The organism is Streptomyces asiaticus (assembly GCF_018138715.1).
Lineage (GTDB): Bacteria > Actinomycetota > Actinomycetes > Streptomycetales > Streptomycetaceae > Streptomyces > Streptomyces asiaticus.
The window spans coordinates 3,389,011-3,407,857 of the sequence record NZ_JAGSHX010000006.1 but is presented as its reverse complement, the minus strand read 5'-3'; the positions used below and the strand labels follow the sequence as shown (position 1 = coordinate 3,407,857).

Sequence of the window (18,847 nt, the reverse complement as noted above, 5' to 3'; positions counted from 1 at the left end):
ACGCACACGACATACGCGCACCGCGCAGTGCGACCAGGGAGGCGGGCCACCGTGGCCGATGAGCAGGACCGGCGAGACGACCAGCGCGACCCCATCCGGGCCCGGCCCCTCGGCAGCGCACCGGTGCCCCTGTCGGTGCTGGACCTCGCGACCGTCGGCAGCGGGGTGACGGCCGCCGAGGCGCTGCGGACCACCACCGAGCTCGCCCGGCTCGCCGAGCGCCGGGGCTTCCAGCGCTTCTGGGTCGCCGAGCACCACTCCATGCCCGGGGTCGCCAGCTCCTCCCCGGCGGTGATCCTCGCCCATCTCGCCGCGCACACCGAGCGGATCCGGCTGGGCTCCGGCGGGGTGATGCTCCCCAATCACGCCCCGCTGGTCATCGCCGAGCAGTTCGGCACCCTGGAGGCGCTCGCCCCCGGCCGGGTGGACCTCGGCCTCGGCCGTGCGCCCGGCACCGACGGGGCCACGGCCGCCGCGCTGCGCCGTACCGAGCGGCTGCGCGAGGGCGCCGACGACTTCCCCCAGCAGCTCGCCGAGCTGACCCGCTTCCTCGACGACGACTTCCCCGACGGCCACCGCTACGCCCGTATCCACGCGGTGCCGGGGCCGGTGCAGGGCACCGTGCTCGGCGGGGTCCAGTCCGCCGACCGGCCGTCGGTCTGGCTGCTGGGCTCGAGCGGGTTCAGCGCCCGGCTCGCCGGGATGCTCGGCCTGCCGTTCTCCTTCGCCCACCACTTCTCCGCGGCCAACACCGTCCCCGCGCTCGACCTCTACCGCGAGACCTTCCGGCCGTCCGCCGTGCTGGACAAGCCGTACGCCTCGATCGGCGTCTCGGCCTTCGCCGCCGAGGACGAGAAGGAGGCCCACCGCCAGGTGCTCACCGGCGCCCTGGCCATGATCCGGCTGCGCACCGGACGCCCCGGCCTGGTGCCGACGCCCGAGGAGGCCGAGGGGTACGAGTTCAACGAGATCGAGCGCGACTTCATCAACAGCTGGCTCGCCAATGTCGAGTACGGCAGCCCGGACCAGGTCCGCGAGGGGCTCGACGGGCTGATCAAGCGCACCGGAGCGGACGAGGTCAAGATCACGGCCAATGCCCACGGCCGTGCCGCCCGTCTGCGCTCGTACGAGCTGATCGCCGATGCCTACGATCTGCCGACGGCGCAGACGGAGCAGCCCTAACCCGGCGCCGGGCAGGTGATCATCGCCTGGATGCGGTCCGGCGGCACCGGACGGGAGTAGAACCACCCCTGTCCCGTATCGCAGCCGATCCGCCTCAGCCGCTCCGCCTGCTCGGCGCTCTCCACACACTCGGCCGTCACCGTGAGGCCCAGCCGGTGCGCGAGCTGCACCAGCGCCTCGACGATGGTCTCGTCGGCCGGATTCGGATGCTCCTCCGCCCGGAACCCCTGGACGAACGAGCCGTCCAGCTTGAGCGTGGAGACCGGCAGCCGGCTGAGATAGGCGAGGTTGGAGTAGCCCGTCCCGAAGTCGTCGATCGCGATGGCCACCCCCATGTCGCTGAGCGCCTGAAGCGCCTGAAGCGGCCGCCCCGTGGACCCCATCACCGCCGACTCGGTCAGCTCCAGCTGGAGCAGATGCGGCGGCAGCCCGGTCTCCGCCAGGATCGCGCCGACATCGGCCACCAGATCGGAGTCCCACACCTGGCGGACCGCCACATTCACGCTGACCACCAGCGGATGCGGCGGTTCGGCCAGCTGCCAGGCACGGGCCTGGCGGCAGGCGGTGCGCAGCACCCACCGGCCCAGCGGCACGATCGCGCCGTTCTCCTCGGCCAGCGGGATGAACCGGTTCGGCGACAGCCGCCCGAACTGCGGATGGTCCCAGCGCACCAGCGCCTCCACCCCCCGGACCACCCCGTCGCCCAGCCCCACCAGCGGCTGGTAGTCGAGCACGAACTCGTCCCGCTCGACCGCCGGGCGCAGCGTGCTGGACAGCGCCTGCCGGGTCATCCGATGGGCGTTGCGCTCCGGGTCGAAGAGGGTCCAGCGCGCCTTGCCGTCCTCCTTCGCCCAGTACAGCGTGGTGTCCGCGGCCTGCATCAGCCAGGTGGTGTGGGTGCCGGCCGCCGGCCGCTCCACCACGCCGATGCTCGCCGACACCGACAGCCGCTGTCCGCCCACGTCGAACGGTTCCTGAAGGGCGGCCAGCACCGTCCGGGCGAGGTCGCACAGCTGCTCGGTGCCGGTGGAGTTGCGGACCAGCAGGGCGAACTCGTCCCCGCCGAGCCGCGCCACCAGATGGCCGTCGGGCGCCGCGCAGTCGGTGAGCCGCTGGGCGACCGCGCCGAGCAGCCGGTCGCCGACCCGGTGGCCGAGGGTGTCGTTGACCGCCTTGAAGCCGTCCAGGTCGAGATAGCAGAGCCCGATCCGGCCGGTTCCCCCGTGGTCGTAGGTGGCCGCCTCCAGCGCCCTGGTCATCCGCTCGAAGAACAGGCTGCGGTTGGGCAGCCGGGTCACCGGGTCGTGCATCTGAAGATGGCGCAGCCGCCCCTGGAGATCCCGCTGGTCGCTGATGTCGGCCATCGACAGCAGCAGACTGCAACTGTCCGGCGCGGGCTCGACGGTGATCTCGGCCCACAGGGCATGGCCGTCGGAGCGCCGCAGCCGCCGGGTGCGGCGCAGCCGCGCGGCACGGCCGCCGAGGACGTCCCGGTACTCCCGCCAGGTGCGCGGATCCTCGCGCAGATCGGCCAGGTCCGCCGCGCTGCGGGTGATCAGCAGGGCCGGATCGGTGCCGAGCAGGGCGCCGAGCGCGGGGTTGGCGTCGAGCACCCTGCCCTCGCGGTCGAGGACGGCCATGGCGAGGCGCGCCACGTTGAAGGCGGCGCGGTAGTCGCCGGGCACGGGGCCGGTCGCGTGCCCGGCCGTGGGACCGGTGGCGGGACCGGTGGTATGCCCGGTGGCGGGCCCGGCGGTATGGCCGGTGGCGGGACCGGTGGCGGGATCGGCGGTATGCCCCGCCGTGGGCCCGGTGGTATGCCCCGTTGGGTGCCCCGCGCCCGGGGGCGTGCCGGGGGCCGGGGGCGTGCCCAGGACCGACGGCGCGCCGGGGGCCGGACGTGGTGCGCCGGGGTCCTCCGCGACCGGGAGGACGCTCGGCATGGCCTCACGCTCTGTGATCGTCGGCAGTGTCGCGCCCGGGGCGCGTCCCTGCCCGTCGGGGGTTCCGCTCACCGCTCGCTCCCAGGTGGCGTCTGTTGTTTCCAGGTTGTTCGTACACATCTTGTGCATGTCTCACACCGGGTGCCGGGCCGACCGTAAATGCCTGCCTGAAGGGGGATTCCCCGCTGGAAATGTGCCGATCATAGGGGCTCGTACTCCGGGCGTTCCATCGATGTCATCGCGCTCACCGCCACCTTGACAATGTGTTTGGTCGTATCTGTTCGACTCTGCGCGGGCCAACAGCCGCTCTGACCGATTGTGACCGTCTGTTACGTACCCGGATCGCGGCCTCTTCACTCGACCAGCCCAACTCAACAGGGCGTACCCCGCCAATTCACCTCAGGGTGGAGTGGGTGTTCCGACTACGCCCGGGAGGTCGACATGGTGCGTCCTCAGGTACCCGAGGGGGTGCACCGGCAGCCTCGGCTGCGTCGGACCGGAGCCCTGCTCACCTCGCTGAGCGCGCTCATCGCGACCACCGTGGTGGCGGGTCCGGCGGTCGCGGCCGGCCCCGGCGGCCCCTGTGACCTGGAACGCACCGATGCCCATCACTCGGAGGGCGTGGACACCTGGAACTCCCGCTATCCGCGCCCGGTCCGCCGCCTGGACGCGGCGATGGTCTTCCTGTCCTTCCCGGACGCCCGGCCCCGGGTGACCCCCGCCCAGCTGGCCGCCGACCACATCCCCGCGACCCCCGATTTCTTCAAACGGGCCTCCTACGGGAAGTTCGGCTTACGGGTGCATCCGCTGCGGCGCTGGATCACCATGCCCCGGCGCTCCACCGCGTACGCCATACAGCGCGACTGGAACGCCCAGCGCCGCGCCGCCTATCTGCGTGACGCCATCGCCGCCGCCGATCCGCACCTCGACTTCGCCCGCTACGACCTCGTCTATCTGGTCGCCGACCCCGACGCCCCCGGTGTGGACGCCGACGCGACGAAAGTGGTCAACTTCGAAAAGCCACTGCGCGCGGACGGTGTCGATCTGCGCCGACTGGTCACCGTTTTCGAGCACCATCCGCCGGACCGCAATGTGCTGGCCCATGAGACCGGGCACGTCTTCGACCTTCCCGACCTCTACCACCGGCCGAAGGACACCGACGGCAACGCCGAATGGGACACCTACGTCGGCGACTGGGATCTGATGGGAAGCCAGTTCGGCATGGCACCCGATCCGTTCGGCTGGCACAAGTGGAAGCTCGGCTGGCTCGGCGGGCGCCAGGTGGCGTGCGACCGCGCCACCGGACCGCGCCGCTACACCCTCCAGCCCCTGGCCACCCCCATGGCGCGCGGCCGGTCCGGTGGAGACACCCGCACCCGGCTGGTCGTGGTCCGCACCGGGCCCACCACCGCGCTGGCCATCGAGGCGCGCGGCGGCCGCGGCAACGACGCGGGCACCTGCACCGAGGGCGTGCTGGTCTACCGCGTCCACAACGACAAGGCGTCGGGCGACGGCCCCGTCCAGGTGCTGGACGGCCACCCCGCCACCTCCGCCTGCTGGAACGAGTCGGTCTACCCCGAACTCGCCGACGCCCCCCTCGGCGTCGGGGACAGCATGTCGGTCAAGGAGGACTCCGTACGGATCACGGTGGCGGGCCGCGCCGCCGACGGGGGCTGGACCGTCCGGGTCAACCGCAGGGCGCGCTGATGACGGCTGACGACGGGGCCGCGAGGCCCCGGCGGGCCACTGCCGGACCCGCGCCGATGCGGCAGGTCGGGCCGCCGACGGACCCCCGCCGAGGACCGGGGCGCGCTCCTCACCGTTGATCAAGTCGGCTTCGAGGTGGCGCTTCGAGACTGTGGGCCCCTTTTCGACACCGGGTGCCCGGGAGTTGCGAATGCCGCGATACGCGAATCTGGCCGAGGCCCTGAAGGAACGGGTCCTCCGGTGCCCCGACGGCACGGCGCTCGCCCACCCCGCCCCCGATGGCACCGAACACCGCGTGTCCTACGCCGCGCTCGACGCCCGTGCCGAAGCCGTGGCCGCCTGGCTGCGCGCCCGGGACGCCACCGGCCGCCGGGTGCTGCTCGCCATGGACCCCGGTCCGTGCGCCGCGGTGGCGCTGCTCGGCTGTCTGTACGCGGGGGCCGTCGCGGTGCCCGTGCCCGCGCCGTCCGCCTCCCGGACCGATGCCGAGCGCACCGCCTCGATCGTCCGGGACGCCGTCGTGGACCTCGTCCTCACCGAGACCGCCCACGCCACCGAGACCTCCCGCCGGCTCTCCCGAATCGGCCGCGCCGGTCTGACCTGCCTAGCCGTCGACGGACTCCGCCCCGACGCGGGCGCCGACGCACCCCGGCAACCCCTCCGCACCACCGCCGACAGCCTCGCGCTGCTCGCCTACGACTCCGGGCCCGCCACCGCCCCCCGCGGCGCCCTGCTGACCCATGGCAACCTTACGGCGGCCATGGCCGGGCTGCGGCGAACGCTCGGCACCGACCGCCGCTCCCGGATCGGCGGCTGGCTGCCCCGCCACCACACCCCCGGCCTGATCGGGCAGGTGCTGCACCCCTTATGGCTCGGTGCCACCGCCGTGACCCTTCCGGCGGAGCCGTACCGCACCGATCCGCTCGGCTGGCTGCGCGCCATCAGCCGCCACGGCATCACCGAAACCCTCGCGCCCGACATCCTCCACGCCCGCTGCGCCGCCCTCCTCGGCGACGAGCCACCGGCCGGGCTCGACCTCTCCCGCTGGCGTACCGCGCTGAACGCCGGGGAGCCGGTCTCGGCCGGGACCATGGCCGCCTTCCCCCACCGCTGCGCCCCGCTGGGCCTGCGTCCGGGCACCCTGGTGGCGGGGTACGTCCCGGCCGAGGGGGCGCCGGTGCCGCTGGCCAGGGGGCGCGCACCGGTGCCGGGCGCGGACTTCGCCGTGGTCGACCCGCTGACCGGGCGCCGGCTGCCGGACGGGGCGCCCGGGGAGATCTGGGTGCGCGGCCCCGCCGTGGCCACCGGCCACTGGGGCGGTCCGTCGGACACCGCGCTGCTGTTCGCCGCCCGGGTCGCCGAGGGCCCTGGCGGCTTTCTGCGCACCGGCGATCTCGGCCTTACGGTCAACGGCCAGCTCCGGATGACCGGCCGGGTCCGTGACGCCCTCCTGGTGGACGGCCACACCCTGCACCCCCAGGACGTGGAGCGCGAACTGCTGGGCTGCGCGAAGGCGCTGGGATCGGCCCGGGTGTTCTGCGCCGGGCCCGGCGCGGGGACGCTGGTGGTCGTCCAGGAGGTGGTCCGTACGGCGGGCGGGGCGCGCACCGGGCTGCCCCGGCTGGCGGCCCGGATCCGCGCCCTGATCGCGGAGGAGTTCGGGGTCGAGACCGGCGCGCTGCTGCTGGTGCGCCCCGGCACCGTGCGCGGGGCGGGAACCGCCAAGATCCGGCGCGCCCTGCTGCGCGAGCGCTATCTGCGGGGCGAAGTGCGCGCGCTGCACGCCGAGTTCGGGCCGGGGGTCGGTGAGCCCTGCCGGGGTGGTGCGGCGTGAATAGGGGGCGCGCGGTCGCGTTCGCGCTACGGGATGAGCGTTCGACGGGCGTATTTCCCCGCGAATCGATGGAATGACCGAGAGGGCGGGGGAATAATCCCCCTGCGGGGAGAGGCCGGGCGGGGAAAGCAGGGGGCGGCATGGTCAGGGTGCTGATCGCGGAAGACATGCATATGTTGCGCAAGGCACTGGTCGCCCTGCTGGAATTCGAACCGGATATCGATGTGGTGGCCGAATTCTCCAACGGGGCCGAAATCCTGCCCCGCGCCCGTGAACTCCGCCCGGACGTCGCCGTGCTCGACATCGATCTGCCGGGCGTGGACGGGCTCACCGCCGCGGCCGAATTGAGCACCGCCGTCCCCGAATGCCGCACCATGATGCTCACCAGCCTCGGCCGCCCCGGAAATCTGCGCCGGGCGCTGGCCGCCCATGTCTCCGGCTTTCTGCTGAAGGACAGCAGCCCGGAGAAGCTGAGCGACGCCATCCGGGCCGTCGCCAAGGGCGAGCGGGTGATCGATCCCCAGCTCGCGCTGGCCGCCCTGGACGACGGCCCACAGCCGCTGACCCCACGGGAGCTGGAGGTCCTGCGGTTCGCCGCGAAGGGCGAGGACTCCGGGCAGATCGCGGCCAAGCTGTTTCTGTCGGTGGGCACGGTGCGCAACTATCTGACGTCCGCCGTGACCAAGCTGGACGCCCGCAACCGGGTGGACGCCATCCGGATCGCCCGCGAGGCGGGCTGGCTGTAAGGCGGCGTGCGGCCATCCCACGTGCCGCTCAGGCCGTCAGGGGTTCCGTCGCGCCGTCAGAGGCCGTTACGCCGTTGGGCCCCGTCACGCCGTTGGGGTCCCAGAGCCCCGTTACGCCGTCACCGTCGGCCCCGGGCCGTACTCCCGGCCGCTTCGCGGCGGCGCGTCCACGGACACATCCAGCTCCGCCCGTAACTCGAACCAGCCGTCCGGCCGTACGCCCGCGCGCAGCCGCCCGCCGAGGTTCTCCACCCGCACCCGGAGGTTGCCGATACCGCTGCCGCCGTCCGAGCTGTCGGCGCGCAGGATCGTGGACGGCCGGCCCACCCCGTCGTTGACGAGGGTCAGCGACACCCGGTGCCCGCTGCGCCGCGCCTCGACCGCGCAGTGGTCGGCCTTGCTGTGGCGCAGCACATTGGTCAGCCCCTCGCGCAACACGCTCGCCAGCACCGTGTCCACCAGCTCCGGCAGCGGTCCGCAGTCGATCTCGGCCGTGGCGCTGATGCCCGCCGCGGCCAGCATCGACCGGGCCGTCGCCGCCTCCGCCGACAGCGACATCATGCGATAGCCGCTGGCCACCGCCCGTACGTCGGCGAGGGCCTGACGGGAGGTCTGGAGGATCTCCGAGAGCTCCTGCTGGGCGCGGGAGTTCTGCCGGGGCACCAGCCGGTGCACCAGCTCGCATTTGAGGGTGATCGTGGACAGGCTGTAGCCCAGCAGATCGTGCACGTCCCGGGAGAACCGCAGCCGCTCCTGGGCCACCGCCAGCCGGGCCAGCTCCGCCCGGGACCGGGACACCTCGGCGACCAGCCCGGACAGCCGCGAGAGCCCGAAGACCACCAGCCCGGTCAGCGCGGTGGAGACGGTGGTGTACGCGACCTGACCCCAGCCGAAGCCCACCTGGAACAGCAGGACGTCCGTGCACAGCAGGATGGCCGCGAACGCGGGCCACGCCAGCGCCGGGACCAGCACCAGCAGTGAGGAACCGGCCAGGAAGCCCGGCATGCCCAGCCAGGCGTGCTTGAAGACGGCGAAGGGGGCGAAGGTCAGCACCGCCTGGAGCGCCAGCGTCCAGCGCCGCGCACCGCTGAGCCGGGGCGCGAGGCCGGGGAAGGAGTGCAGCATCTGGAGGCAGAGCAGCACGGTCATCGGCAGCAGCGCGAGACCGAGCATCGCCGCGTCGACCGACCTGCCCGAACGATTGCCGTCGACCACATAGGTGACGGCCACGGCGAAGTACCCCACCAGCACGAGGACCGTGATGACCACGGCCAGACGCGGCGCCAGACCGTCCTGGTGGCGCGGTGGATGGTTCCCGGCATCGTCGGGCAAGAGGCTCCCCTGCACTCGTCCTCCGGATGGTCGGGCCGGATTGGGTGGCTTGCCCGAGAGTATCCGATCTTTACCTGGGGTGGAGAGGCCCTGTGGAAGGCTCATGGTGTACGCGGAGTTACCGGATATCACGGGGGATCACAGGAAAAACGGAATCGGGTTGAGGTCCGCGTAGGGCGTGGGCCCCGGCAGCCGGCCGAGCGCCACGGGGGCGTCGAAGAGCCGGCCGGGCGCGAACCGGGCCCAGTGCGGGCGCATTCCGGGCACCAGCACCTTGGCCACCGGCAGCCCCACATCCGGCCGGGTCTGGTCCAGCACCAGCAGTTCCATCCCGTGTCCGCGCACCAACTCCCGCACGGTGGCCAGCGCATCGCCCTCCGGGGCCGGCGGGGGGCCGGATATCCCCGGGGGCGGCGGGGCGGCCGGATCGGGGGTCAGATACGGGTGGTCGGCGAGGGTCGCGGTACGGAACCAGCGCAGCGCCTCGGGCTCGGTGGCGCCGTAACCCCCGCCGTCGGCGCGGGCCTCGACCACCGCCGGAAGCATCTGGTTCAGCTCGGCGAGGGCGTGGCACAGCGCGGTGTGCCGGTCGAAGTGAGCGCCGAAGCCGAAGGTGATGTCCTCGGCGGGCTTGTCGAGGCGCCGGGAGAGCGCGGCGACCACCGGGATGCCGAAGTCCGTGGTGAGGTCCAGGGCCCACACCTCGCGCCGCACGCTCCGGTGGGCGGCGCGCACTGCGGCCGGCCACGGGTCGTCGAAGGCGTCCAGGGCCACGGCGGGCTGCCGGGTGCGGTTGTACCACCACAGGGCGACCGCGTCCCGCTCCACGAGCTCCAGGAAGCCCCGTACGACGGCGTCGGCCAGGGTGCCGCCCGCCGCCGCGCCGTTGGAGTCCGCCCGGCAGCAGCGGTGGCCCGGGGGCTGCGGGGCGCCGTAGTACAGCAGCGCGGTGGGCAGCAGTCGGTGGCGTCCGGCGGTGAGCGACCACACCGGGGTCCAGTCCAGCTCCGCGCCCTCGTCGAACGGATCCTGGACGCGGTGGCGCGCGGGGAGGGCGGGGTCGAGGAACTGGCGCGGGTCGAAGAGCTGGACGGTGTCCGGGTGCACCGCGTCCTCCGGGCGCAGATCGCGGTAGCGGGCGCGCTGACGCGGCTCGTCCCCCTGGAAGTGGCCGCTGTAGTGCTCCAGGGCCTCGCACAGCGCGCTCGCCCGCGCCTGTTCGGCCGTGCGGCCCTTACCGTGGGCGGCGGCCCGCAGCCCGGCCCTTACGGCGTCCAGGCCGCTGTGGGGGCCCGCTCCGGCGTACGAAGGGTGGCGGGCGTGGAAGCAGTTGAGGACGGCGGGGCCGCGCGGATCGCGCCGGATCTCGGTGACCAGCCCGGTGACGGGGTCCACCAGATGTCCGTAGCGCTCCATGATCCCGCGCGGGGAGGTGTCGGTGGCGTCGGTGGCGGTACCGGTCGCGGCCAGTGGCTCCCGTGGCTCCCGTGGGGAGGGCAGCGACAGGGGCGCCCGTATCCGGGCCGCGACCAGCGCCGGATCGCCGCAGCCGGCGCACTGCGGGCGGCGGGAGAGCGGATGGCGGTCCACGGTGGCGGTGAGGCTGTCCAGGGTGCGCAGCTCCCGCTGGCCCGGGTGCCGGTACCCGGCCAGCCACTTGGCGGCCTCCAGGGCGGCGAGCTGGAGCGCGGCGGCGCGGCTCGCGGGCAGGGACGCGGGCGGCCGCGGCACCGGTCCGGGGCGGCCGAGCCGGCGCTGGAGATACGCCTCGGCCTGCCGTCCGCGCCACAGCCGGTCGGCCATGCAGACCCAGCACGGATCGTCGGGGGCGCCGAGGAACGGGCCCAGCCACGCCTGGGTGCCCACCGGTTTGACGGGCAGCCAGCGACGGCCGGTGGCGCGGTGCGCGGCGTCCACGGCGGCGAGCCGGGGATCGAGGTAGTCATCGCACACCACAAGGGTGAGTTCTGCGGCGTCATGTTGACGGAAGGCGATTTGACATATCTCTCGTCGGGGGCTATGGGCCCCCGAGGTCGTCGGATCGCCGTTCACCGCCTCCGCGTTCGCGGACCTCGGGTCCGCCGGTTCGCCGTCCACGGTCCTCAGCCCCGCGACGCGCAGCGCCCGGACCACCTCGTCCGGGTCGGTCGAGCCGAGGACCAGCGGGGCCACGGCGGGGCGGGCGGACGCGGGCGTGGGGGCCGCGGCGGAGCCGCCCGTGCCCAGCCCGGCCAGCTCCCAGTACGCCTCCTCGGGGGTCCAGGCGTGCTCCCGCTCGGAGACCAGTCCGGCCGCGCGGAGACGGGCGATGACGCGCTCGGCCTGCCCGGCCGGGACCGCGCCGGCCGGGACCGCGCCGGGCGGGCCCGCGGCGCGGCCGGGCGCGGCGGCCTCGGTGAGGATGTGGGCGAGGTCCCGTGACCCGTCGAGCAGCGGCGCCAGCGCGGCGATCGCCCGCCCGTGCAGCGCCGTGACGCCGTGCTCGGAGACGAGGTAGACGGCCTCGCCGGGCACCGGCTCGACCCGCAGATGTGGTGTGAAGCCCAGTTCGCCGGTCATGGCCCGGTCATTCGGCGCCGACGGTGCAGATGCAGATGCCGGGCGCGGGGATGGGCCAGGCGGCGTCGGAGAGGTCCTCGATGACCAGGTCGTCGTCCTCGGCGGGCGGGCGGACGGCCTCGGCTGGCTTGGCCGGCGTGGCGGGATGAGCCAGGGCGGCGGGGCTCGGGGGCTCATGTGGGATGGGCGTATCGGTCATCGCGGACTCTCTCATCGCCAGGGGTGTGAATTTGTCATGGTGCGGGGCTCTGGAACTCATATCGAGCTCGTTACTCCGGCACTGGCCGCACAGGCCGCCCACAAGCGAGGCTCTTAGATGCCTCGGTGGCAGGGCCGCGCGGCCAGGAGGCACTTGACGGACCGTTGACGGAGGTACACGACCATGGACATCAAGGTGTTGGGGCCGCTGAGCGTCGAGGCGTGCGGTCAGTCGATCGTGCCCAGCGCGGGCAAGCCGCGCCAGATCCTTGCACTGCTTTCCGTCTACGCCAACCAGATGCTCCCGGTGCCCACTCTTATGGAGGAAATCTGGGGCACGCAGATGCCGCGCAGCGCGCTCACCACTTTGCAGACCTACATCCTCCAGCTGCGCCGCAGGCTGGCCGCGGCCTATGGCCCACAGGCCCCGCAGGCTTCCAAGGACGTGCTGGCCACGCGCTACGGCGGATATGTGCTGGAGGCCCAGCCGGGCGCGGTGGACATCCATGAGTACGACCGGCTGGTGGCCGCGGGGCGGGACGCGCTGGACGCCGGGGACGATGTCCAGGCGTCCCTGCTGCTGCGCGAGGCGCTGGCCGTCTGGCGCGGTCCCGCGCTGGTGGATGTGAAGGTCGGACCGGTCCTGGAGATCGAGCTGGCCCGCTTGGAGGAGAGCCGGCTCGGCGTCCTGGAGCGCCGTATCGAGGCCGATCTGCGGCTGGGCCGCCATGCCGAGCTGCTCACGGAGCTCACCGAGCTGACCGCCCGTCATCCGCTGCACGAGGGGTTGCACGCCCAGTGCATGGCCGCGCTCTACCGCGCGGGCCGCCCTTGGCAGGCGCTGGAGGTCTACCAGGGGCTGCGCGCCAGACTGGTCGAGGACCTCGGGCTGGAGCCGTCGCCGCGGCTTCAGAAGCTCCAGCAGGCGGTGCTCGCCTCCGACCCGGCGCTCGATCTGGACCTGGATGGCCACTGGCGCCGCCCGGTGCTCGACCTGTTCGCCGCATAGCCCCCGGCCACCGCCCCCGGCCGCCGACTCCCCGGCCACCGACCCCAGTCCCCGGCCCCCGGCCCCCGGCCCCCGGCCCACAGCCTCGGCCCCCAGCCCACAGCAGACAGCCCCCGTACCAGCCGTCCCCGTCCGGCGAACCATCCCCCCCATACGCCCGGCGCCGCCCTTCAGCCGGGCCTGCTACGGCTCCGCTGCCCGATCCCCCCGCGCGGGCAAGCGGAGCCGTAGCGCGTCCAGGGGCTGTCACAGGCGCCCGATGCCCGATGCCCATGGCCTGAGCCCTGGACCCTGAGCCCGACCAGCAGGAGGCGCGATGATGCGCGAGATCGACACCGATGTGTGCGTGGTCGGGGGCGGCCCGGCCGGTCTGGTGCTGGCGCTGCTGATGCTGCGGTCGGGGGCTCGGGTGACCGTGGTGGAGTGCGCCCGCGCGCATCAGCGCGTGGCCCGCGGCGAAATACTCCAGCCCGGCGCGATGGAGCTGTTGGACGCGCTCGATGTGCTCGCCGGCGCCCGCGCCCGCGGCGCCCATGAGCACCACCGGTTCCTGGTGATCGAGGGCGAGCGGGTGCTGCTGGAGGCCGACTACCGGCTGCTTCCGGCCCCGCACGACCACCTGCTGAGCGTGCCGCGCCCCCATCTGCTGGATGAGCTCCTCGCCCGCTGCCGCCGTTCGCCCGGCTTCCGCTATCTGCCCGGACGGCGGGCCGGGGCGCTGCTGCGGCGGGAGGGGCGGATCGCCGGGGTCATCGCCGAAGGTCCGCCGGGCCGCTGTGCCGTCCGGGCCCGGGTCGTGGTCGGCGCGGACGGCCGGTTCTCGCGGATCCGGCGGCTGGCCGGCATCGGGGCGGGCCGCGCCGACGCGTTCGCTCAGGATGTGCTGTGGTGCACCCTCAGCACGCCCCCGGAAGAGCCGCCGATCCGCGATGTGCGGGTGTACCGCACGGGGGGCGGCCCGGTGCTGGTCTACGGCTCCTGGCCGAACCGGATCCAGATCGGCTGGACCCTGCCGCACCGGCGCTACGGCCATATCGCCGCCCTCGGCCTCGACCACGTCAAGGAGCGGCTGGTGCGTGCCGTGCCGCGGTACGCCACGCTGATCCGCGATCAGATCCGCACCCCCGCCGACCTCGGTGTGCTCGATGTCTTCTCCGCACGTGCCGAGCGCTGGGTGGCCGACGGGCTGGTGCTGATCGGCGACGCCGCCCACACCCACAGCCCGATCGGCGCCCAGGGCATCAACCTCGCCGTGCAGGACGCGGTGGTGCTGCATCCCCTGCTGGCCCGCGCCCTGGCCGAGGGCGACACCAGCGCCGAGCGGCTGGCGGAGTTCGAGCGGCGGCGCGGGCCCGATATCGCGGCGGTGATGCGGATGCAGACCCTCCAGAGCCGGGCGATCCTCTCGCAGGGCGCGTTCACCACCCGGGTGCGCCCCCGTCTCACGCGGGCGCTGCGTCATACGCCGATCTATCGCAAGATCCTCCAGCGCATGGCCTACGGCAACCCCTCGATCCGTATCGCCGACGCCGGGGTGTGCGGCCGTACATGACACCCGGAGCTCAATGGCTGGAAACAAGCTCCACACCGGCTTCTCGCCACCCCGGCATTGGCGCCATGCCCCGTACGGCCTAGGTTGAGGCCATGCACACTGTCGTGATCCTGGCGCTGGACCAGGTCATCGCCTTCGATCTGGCCACCCCGATCGAGGTGTTCACCCGCACCCGGCTGCCGGACGGCCGGGAGCCCTACCGGGTCCGGGTCTGTGCCCCCGCCCCCGCCGTCGACGCCGGGGTGTTCGCCCTCCAGGCCCCGTACGGGCTCGAGGCGCTCGCCGAGGCCGACACCATCGTCGTGCCCGGCCGCGTCGACCCCCTGCTCCCGCTCCCCGACGAGGTGATCCAGGCGCTGCGGGACGCGGCCGGGCGGGGCACCCGTATCGCCTCGATCTGCTCCGGGGCCTTCGTCCTCGCCGCCACCGGGCTGCTCGACGGACTCCGCGCCACCACGCACTGGCTCGGCGGCGCGCTGCTCGCCGAGCTCCATCCGAAGATCCAGGTCGACCCGGATGTGCTCTATGTGGACAACGGTCAGTTCCTCACCTCGGCGGGCGCCGCGGCCGGGCTCGATCTGTGTCTGCACATCATCCGGCGCGACCATGGCTCCGCCGTGGCCGCCGACGCCGCCCGGCTGTCCGTGATGCCCCTGGAACGGGAGGGCGGACAGGCCCAGTTCATCGTCCATGACCAGCCGCCCGTACCGCGCGGATCGCTGTTCGAACCCCTGCTGCGGTGGATGGAGGACAACGCCGGACGGGACCTCACCCTCAACGAGATCGCCGCCCACGTCGGCATGAGCACCCGCACCCTCAACCGCCGCTTCCGGGAGCACACCGGGACCACCCCGCTCCAGTGGCTGCACCGCGCCCGGATCCGCCAGGCGCAGTATCTGCTGGAGGCCACCACCCACCCCGTGGAGCGCATCGCCGCCCAGGTGGGTTTCGGCTCGCCCACCTCCTTCCGGGACCGCTTCAAGCGCGTCGTCGGCACCAGCCCGCACAGCTATCGCTCCGCCTTCCAGCGAAACGCCGGATAGCCGCCGAGCGAGGCACCGGACGGGGTCGGGCGCGGGTCGAGGCGGGCTCGAGTCACGGCGGCGACCATGGCCTTCTCAGTGGGAACGACCGCGAGGAGCGCCCATGTTGGACCTCGGCCTTGAGGGGCGCACGGTCCTGGTCACCGGGGCCACCGGCGCCATCGGCAGCGCCGCCGCCCGCGCCTTCGCGGAGCAGGGCGCCCGGGTCGCGCTCGCCTTCCGGCACCGCCGCGAGGCCGCCGAGGCGCTGGCCGTCGAGCTGTCCGGACCGGATCGGGGCCGCGCCTTCGCCGTGCCGTACGCCCTGGATGACGCCGCGTCGCCGCGCTGGGTCGTGGCCGCCGTGGAGGAACACTGGGGCGGGCTGGACGTGCTGGTGGCGGCCGCCCGGCGAAGGGGCGCGCGGCGTGAGCCGCACGCCCGGTTCGAGGACGTCCCGGAGGAGCACTGGCGGCCGCTGGTCGCCGGCGCCTTCGCGCCCGCGATCCGCACCGTCCAGTGGGCCGTGGCCGGGATGCGGAAGCGCGGCTGGGGCCGGATCGCGCTGGTGGCCCCGCCGCATGTGCCGGGCGGCGACCCGGGCGGGGAGTTCCATGGGGTCGCGCGGGCCGGGCTGGGGGGTCTGGTCCGTGGGCTGGTGGGCGAGGTGGGCGGGGATGGCGTGCTGCTCAACGCCGTATGCCCCGGGCCCACCCCGCCCGACCGGCCGCCCACCGCCCCCGAGGGTTTCACCACGCCCGAGTCCTCCACGACCAGCCCCGAGGACATCGCCCGCGCTCTCGTCTTCCTGTGCTCGGCGGCCAACGGCGCCATCACCGGCGAGACGCTGACGCTCGCGGGGCGCCGCTGAGCCCGCCGGCGGGTGTGAGGGGTCGGCTCGGTGTCATGTCCATCGGCCGGACGGGTCGGTCCGGCCGGCTCGACCTCCGCGGGAGGTGACCATGCGCGTCCTGTTCACGACCTGGGCTTCGGGCGCCCATCTCGTCCCCATGGTGCCGCTGGCCCGCGCCCTGCTCGAGGCCGGGCACCAGGTGCGGGTCGCGGTGCCGTCCGAGTGCGCGGCGGCCGTCGCCCGGACCGGCCTGGTGCCGGTGCAGATCGGCGCCCTGCCCATGGCGGTGGTCAGACCGCCGGACGCGGCGCGCCGACCGCGCGGCATCTGGCCCACGGAATGGCCGGTGCGGCCCGCCGCGCTCACTCCGGAGCAGCACGGCGTGCTGCGCGCGTGCGGCGACCGGCAGGTGCGGATCGCCGAGGCGATGGCCCAGGGGCTGGTGGCCTTCGCCCGCTGCTGGCAGCCGGAGCTGGTGGTGCATGACGCGGGCGCGTACGCGGGCACGGTGGCCGCGGGGGCGCTGGGTGTGCCCGCGGTCGGCCAGTTGTGGGGGAGCGCGGCCGTCCTGCGGCTGGACCGGCAGCGGCTCGAAGGCCCGCCGCTGCCCGGCTACGCCCGGCTGATGCGGCGTTACGGCGCCGATCCGGCACGCGAGCCCGACCTGTGGCTCGACCCCTGCCCGCCGAGCCTCGCGCTGCCCTCGCGGGCGCGGCGGCTCCCGGTGCGCTTCGTGCCGCACGACGGGACGTCGCCGGACGAGACGCCGTCGCCGTACGAGGCCCGCCGCGCCGGGGCGCGCCCCGGGCGCCACGAGCAGCCCGGACGCCCCGGGCGCCCCGGCCACTCCGGGCACCCCGGGCTCCACGCCGCCGCGTCGAACGGGCGGCGCGGGCCGGACGGTGGCCCCAGGCGCTCCGGGCCGGTGCGGGTGTGCGCGGCGTGGGACGACGCCGGTGGCCCGCCGGACGCCGTAAGGGCCGCGCTGTGGGCCGCCGAGGCGCGGGGCGTGGAGGTCGTCCGGGTCGGAAGCGCCGCCGAGGGGCGGCCGCCCGCCGGGCCGCTGCACCGGGTGCTGCCGGGCTGCCGGGCACTGCTCCACCAGGGCGGGGGTGCGGCGGTGCTGGCCGCCGCCATGGCCGGGGTGCCGCAGCTGGTCGTCGCGCCCCGCCTGGAGCACCAGCTGAACGGGGCGCGGCTGGCCCGGGCGGGCGCCGGGATGTATCTGCCCGCCGACGCGCTCGACGCCACCCGGCCCGGGGCGCGGGCGGCGGGCGCCCGGCTGGCGCTGGATCTGTTCGCGTTGCTGGAGCAGCCCTCGTACGCCGCGGCGGCGCATGCCCTGCGCCGGGAGGCGCTCGCGATGCCCGGCCCGGACAAGGCGGTGAAGGCGGTCACCCGGCTCGTGGGCCCGGCGGTGTGAGTTCGCCGTCAGGCGCGTCCTGTGTCGCCGGGGTAGTCACCGGGGTATGCGAAAGGCCCCGGTACGCGAAAGGCCCCCCACCGAAGTGAGGGGCCTTTCACTGTCTGTGCGCCGCCAGGGACTCGAACCCCGGACCCGCTGATTAAGAGTCAGCTGCTCTAACCAACTGAGCTAGCGGCGCCTGCTGACGTAGGAGACCTTAGCACCCGGACGCCACGGAGTGAAAATCGATAAGTTTCAGCCCGGAAATGCGGCGGGTGCGCTGGTCAGGGCCGTGCTGACAAGATCACCACCGGCGGCGCGGGCCGCTCTCACACACGCCCACAGCAGCACCTCGGGGCCGGGCAGCCAGGGGCTGCGGACATCGGGCGCGACCAGCCAGCGCGGCGGCGGCATCGGGGCGACGCCGGATTCCGGGGCGTCGTGCTCCAGGGGCGCCGCCTCCTGCGGACCGGGGTCCGGCGGGAACAGCGGCGGCACGGTCACCGCGTCGCCCCGGCCGTAGCAGAGCAGCGGGGGAGCGGCCGCGCCCCACTCCTCCCAGCCGAGCAGCGCGGGCAGCCGCTGGGCGGTCCCCGGGGTGGCGAAGAGCATGACCCGGCCGCCCTGGGCCGCGACCGGTCCGGTGCCGGGCCCGTCGGTCCATAACCGGCCCACGACCCGGCGGCCGAAGAGCGCGTCCATGCTGATCACGTCGAACGCCGTGCCGCACGGCAGCGTCACCGGGGCGGTCGGGGCAGCGGCCCACAGGGCCTGCACACCGCGCGGGGAGGCGCTGGCCGAGGCGAGCCAGTCCGCGCCCGCCGGGGTGACGAAGGCGGCGGTGTGAAGTGAGTCCTGCGGCGATCTGCTCATGTTTCCACCTTTACCGTCAGCGCGGACGGTGTAGAGAGATGAGACAAAACCGGGACATCGGATGGCGGTATCGGGTACCTTCCGCTCGCATATGCCCCGGGCTCACGCCTGCCGTCAGTCCAGCACCTCGCCGCCCCGCATCAGCTCACGACCGAATTCGACCATCTTCTTGGCGTAGTCCTCGGTCCACTCGGCACGCTCGGCGATCACGGCGGGGGTCAGCCGATCGAACCGCCTCGGGTCGGCGAGCTGCGCGGCCGCCATCGCCTGGAACTCCATGGCCCGGTCCGTCGCCGCGCGGAACGCCAGCGCCAGCTCCGTCGAGCGGGACAGCAGCTCCCGCGGGTCTTCGATCGACTCCAGGTCGAAGAAGTGCGCCTCGTCCGACGCGGCGGCGGCCGGTTCGAAGAGCAGGGGCGCGGGCTTCAGCCGCCGGGGCGCGGAGCCGTGCCGGCCGTAAGCCGAATCCGGCTCGGGCATGTGATCTCTCCTCCTGGCTCGTGAGACACGTACGGTTCGCGGGTCTTGTCGTCTCCATTGTCGCGCGTAGGGCAAGGGCGCCCCCGCCGTACGCCGTCGACCTGGGGTCTCTCCCCACCCCATCGCCCCCTGAACCATGGCCGCACCTCTCA

Annotated in this window: 15 protein-coding genes and 1 tRNA gene; 9 read left to right on the top strand and 7 right to left on the bottom strand. The window is 74.0% G+C overall.

Translation table 11 applies throughout. The annotated features are described in order from the left end of the window. Positions 1 to 51 precede the first annotated feature (51 nt). Positions 52 to 1,182, top strand: a complete 1,131-nt coding sequence (locus tag KHP12_RS21660) for an LLM class flavin-dependent oxidoreductase (protein ID WP_086882724.1) — start codon at positions 52 to 54, stop codon at positions 1,180 to 1,182. Here the strand turns inward: KHP12_RS21660 and KHP12_RS21655 are convergent. Continuing rightward, a complete protein-coding gene (locus KHP12_RS21655; protein WP_210610415.1) occupies positions 1,179 to 3,245 on the bottom strand; it encodes a putative bifunctional diguanylate cyclase/phosphodiesterase in 2,067 nt (688 codons plus the stop codon). The two genes, KHP12_RS21660 and KHP12_RS21655, sit on opposite strands and share 4 nt — an antisense overlap. A 321-nt stretch (positions 3,246 to 3,566) precedes the next feature. Between KHP12_RS21655 and KHP12_RS21650 the strand changes: the two genes are divergently transcribed. From KHP12_RS21650 to KHP12_RS21640, 3 genes are all read left to right on the top strand, one after another. Beyond that, a complete protein-coding gene (locus KHP12_RS21650; protein ID WP_086886519.1) occupies positions 3,567 to 4,832 on the top strand; it encodes a M6 family metalloprotease domain-containing protein in 1,266 nt (421 codons plus the stop codon). 190 nt (positions 4,833 to 5,022) lie between these two features. After that, the gene (locus tag KHP12_RS21645) at positions 5,023 to 6,666 is read left to right on the top strand and encodes an AMP-binding protein (protein ID WP_210609340.1); all 1,644 of its coding nucleotides are present in this window, start codon (positions 5,023 to 5,025) and stop codon (positions 6,664 to 6,666) included. A gap of 140 nt (positions 6,667 to 6,806) precedes the next feature. Beyond that, positions 6,807 to 7,412, top strand: coding sequence for a response regulator transcription factor (locus tag KHP12_RS21640; RefSeq protein ID WP_037953161.1), 606 nt, complete (start codon positions 6,807 to 6,809; stop codon positions 7,410 to 7,412). 111 nt (positions 7,413 to 7,523) lie between these two features. Here KHP12_RS21640 and KHP12_RS21635 read toward each other — a convergent pair whose 3' ends face one another. The 3 genes from KHP12_RS21635 to KHP12_RS21625 form a co-directional block, all read right to left on the bottom strand. Beyond that, positions 7,524 to 8,744 carry a sensor histidine kinase gene (locus tag KHP12_RS21635; protein ID WP_246643191.1) on the bottom strand — a complete coding sequence of 407 codons (1,221 nt, stop codon included), beginning with the start codon at positions 8,742 to 8,744 and terminating at the stop codon, positions 7,524 to 7,526. A gap of 138 nt (positions 8,745 to 8,882) precedes the next feature. Then, the gene (locus KHP12_RS21630; RefSeq protein WP_211833506.1) at positions 8,883 to 11,303 is read right to left on the bottom strand and encodes a TOMM precursor leader peptide-binding protein; all 2,421 of its coding nucleotides are present in this window, start codon (positions 11,301 to 11,303) and stop codon (positions 8,883 to 8,885) included. Positions 11,304 to 11,310: 7 nt separating this feature from the next. Beyond that, the gene (locus tag KHP12_RS21625) at positions 11,311 to 11,502 is read right to left on the bottom strand and encodes a hypothetical protein (RefSeq protein WP_086885396.1); all 192 of its coding nucleotides are present in this window, start codon (positions 11,500 to 11,502) and stop codon (positions 11,311 to 11,313) included. A 183-nt stretch (positions 11,503 to 11,685) separates the two neighbouring features. Between KHP12_RS21625 and KHP12_RS21620 the strand changes: the two genes are divergently transcribed. From KHP12_RS21620 to KHP12_RS21600, 5 genes are all read left to right on the top strand, one after another. Beyond that, entirely contained in the window at positions 11,686 to 12,510 is an 825-nt protein-coding gene (locus KHP12_RS21620) for an AfsR/SARP family transcriptional regulator (protein ID WP_037953152.1), read from the top strand. A 316-nt stretch (positions 12,511 to 12,826) separates the two neighbouring features. Next, entirely contained in the window at positions 12,827 to 14,062 is a 1,236-nt protein-coding gene (locus KHP12_RS21615; RefSeq protein WP_211833503.1) for an FAD-dependent monooxygenase, read from the top strand. A 92-nt stretch (positions 14,063 to 14,154) separates the two neighbouring features. Then, the gene (locus KHP12_RS21610) at positions 14,155 to 15,105 is read left to right on the top strand and encodes a GlxA family transcriptional regulator (RefSeq protein ID WP_037953150.1); all 951 of its coding nucleotides are present in this window, start codon (positions 14,155 to 14,157) and stop codon (positions 15,103 to 15,105) included. Positions 15,106 to 15,208: 103 nt separating this feature from the next. Beyond that, the gene (locus KHP12_RS21605; protein ID WP_210609336.1) at positions 15,209 to 15,955 is read left to right on the top strand and encodes an SDR family NAD(P)-dependent oxidoreductase; all 747 of its coding nucleotides are present in this window, start codon (positions 15,209 to 15,211) and stop codon (positions 15,953 to 15,955) included. A 91-nt stretch (positions 15,956 to 16,046) separates the two neighbouring features. Beyond that, complete coding sequence (locus KHP12_RS21600) at positions 16,047 to 17,360, top strand: nucleotide disphospho-sugar-binding domain-containing protein (protein WP_211833501.1); 1,314 nt, start codon at positions 16,047 to 16,049, stop codon at positions 17,358 to 17,360. Between the two features lie 107 nt (positions 17,361 to 17,467). Here KHP12_RS21600 and KHP12_RS21595 read toward each other — a convergent pair. The 3 genes from KHP12_RS21595 to KHP12_RS21585 form a co-directional block, all read right to left on the bottom strand. Beyond that, positions 17,468 to 17,541 (bottom strand) — tRNA-Lys (locus KHP12_RS21595). Positions 17,542 to 17,597: 56 nt separating this feature from the next. Then, on the bottom strand, positions 17,598 to 18,215 hold the full coding sequence (locus KHP12_RS21590) for a bifunctional DNA primase/polymerase (protein ID WP_086884238.1): 618 nt from the start codon (positions 18,213 to 18,215) through the stop codon (positions 17,598 to 17,600). Between the two features lie 114 nt (positions 18,216 to 18,329). Further along, on the bottom strand, positions 18,330 to 18,695 hold the full coding sequence (locus tag KHP12_RS21585; RefSeq protein WP_086884237.1) for a DUF8844 domain-containing protein: 366 nt from the start codon (positions 18,693 to 18,695) through the stop codon (positions 18,330 to 18,332). Positions 18,696 to 18,847: the final 152 nt, after the last annotated feature.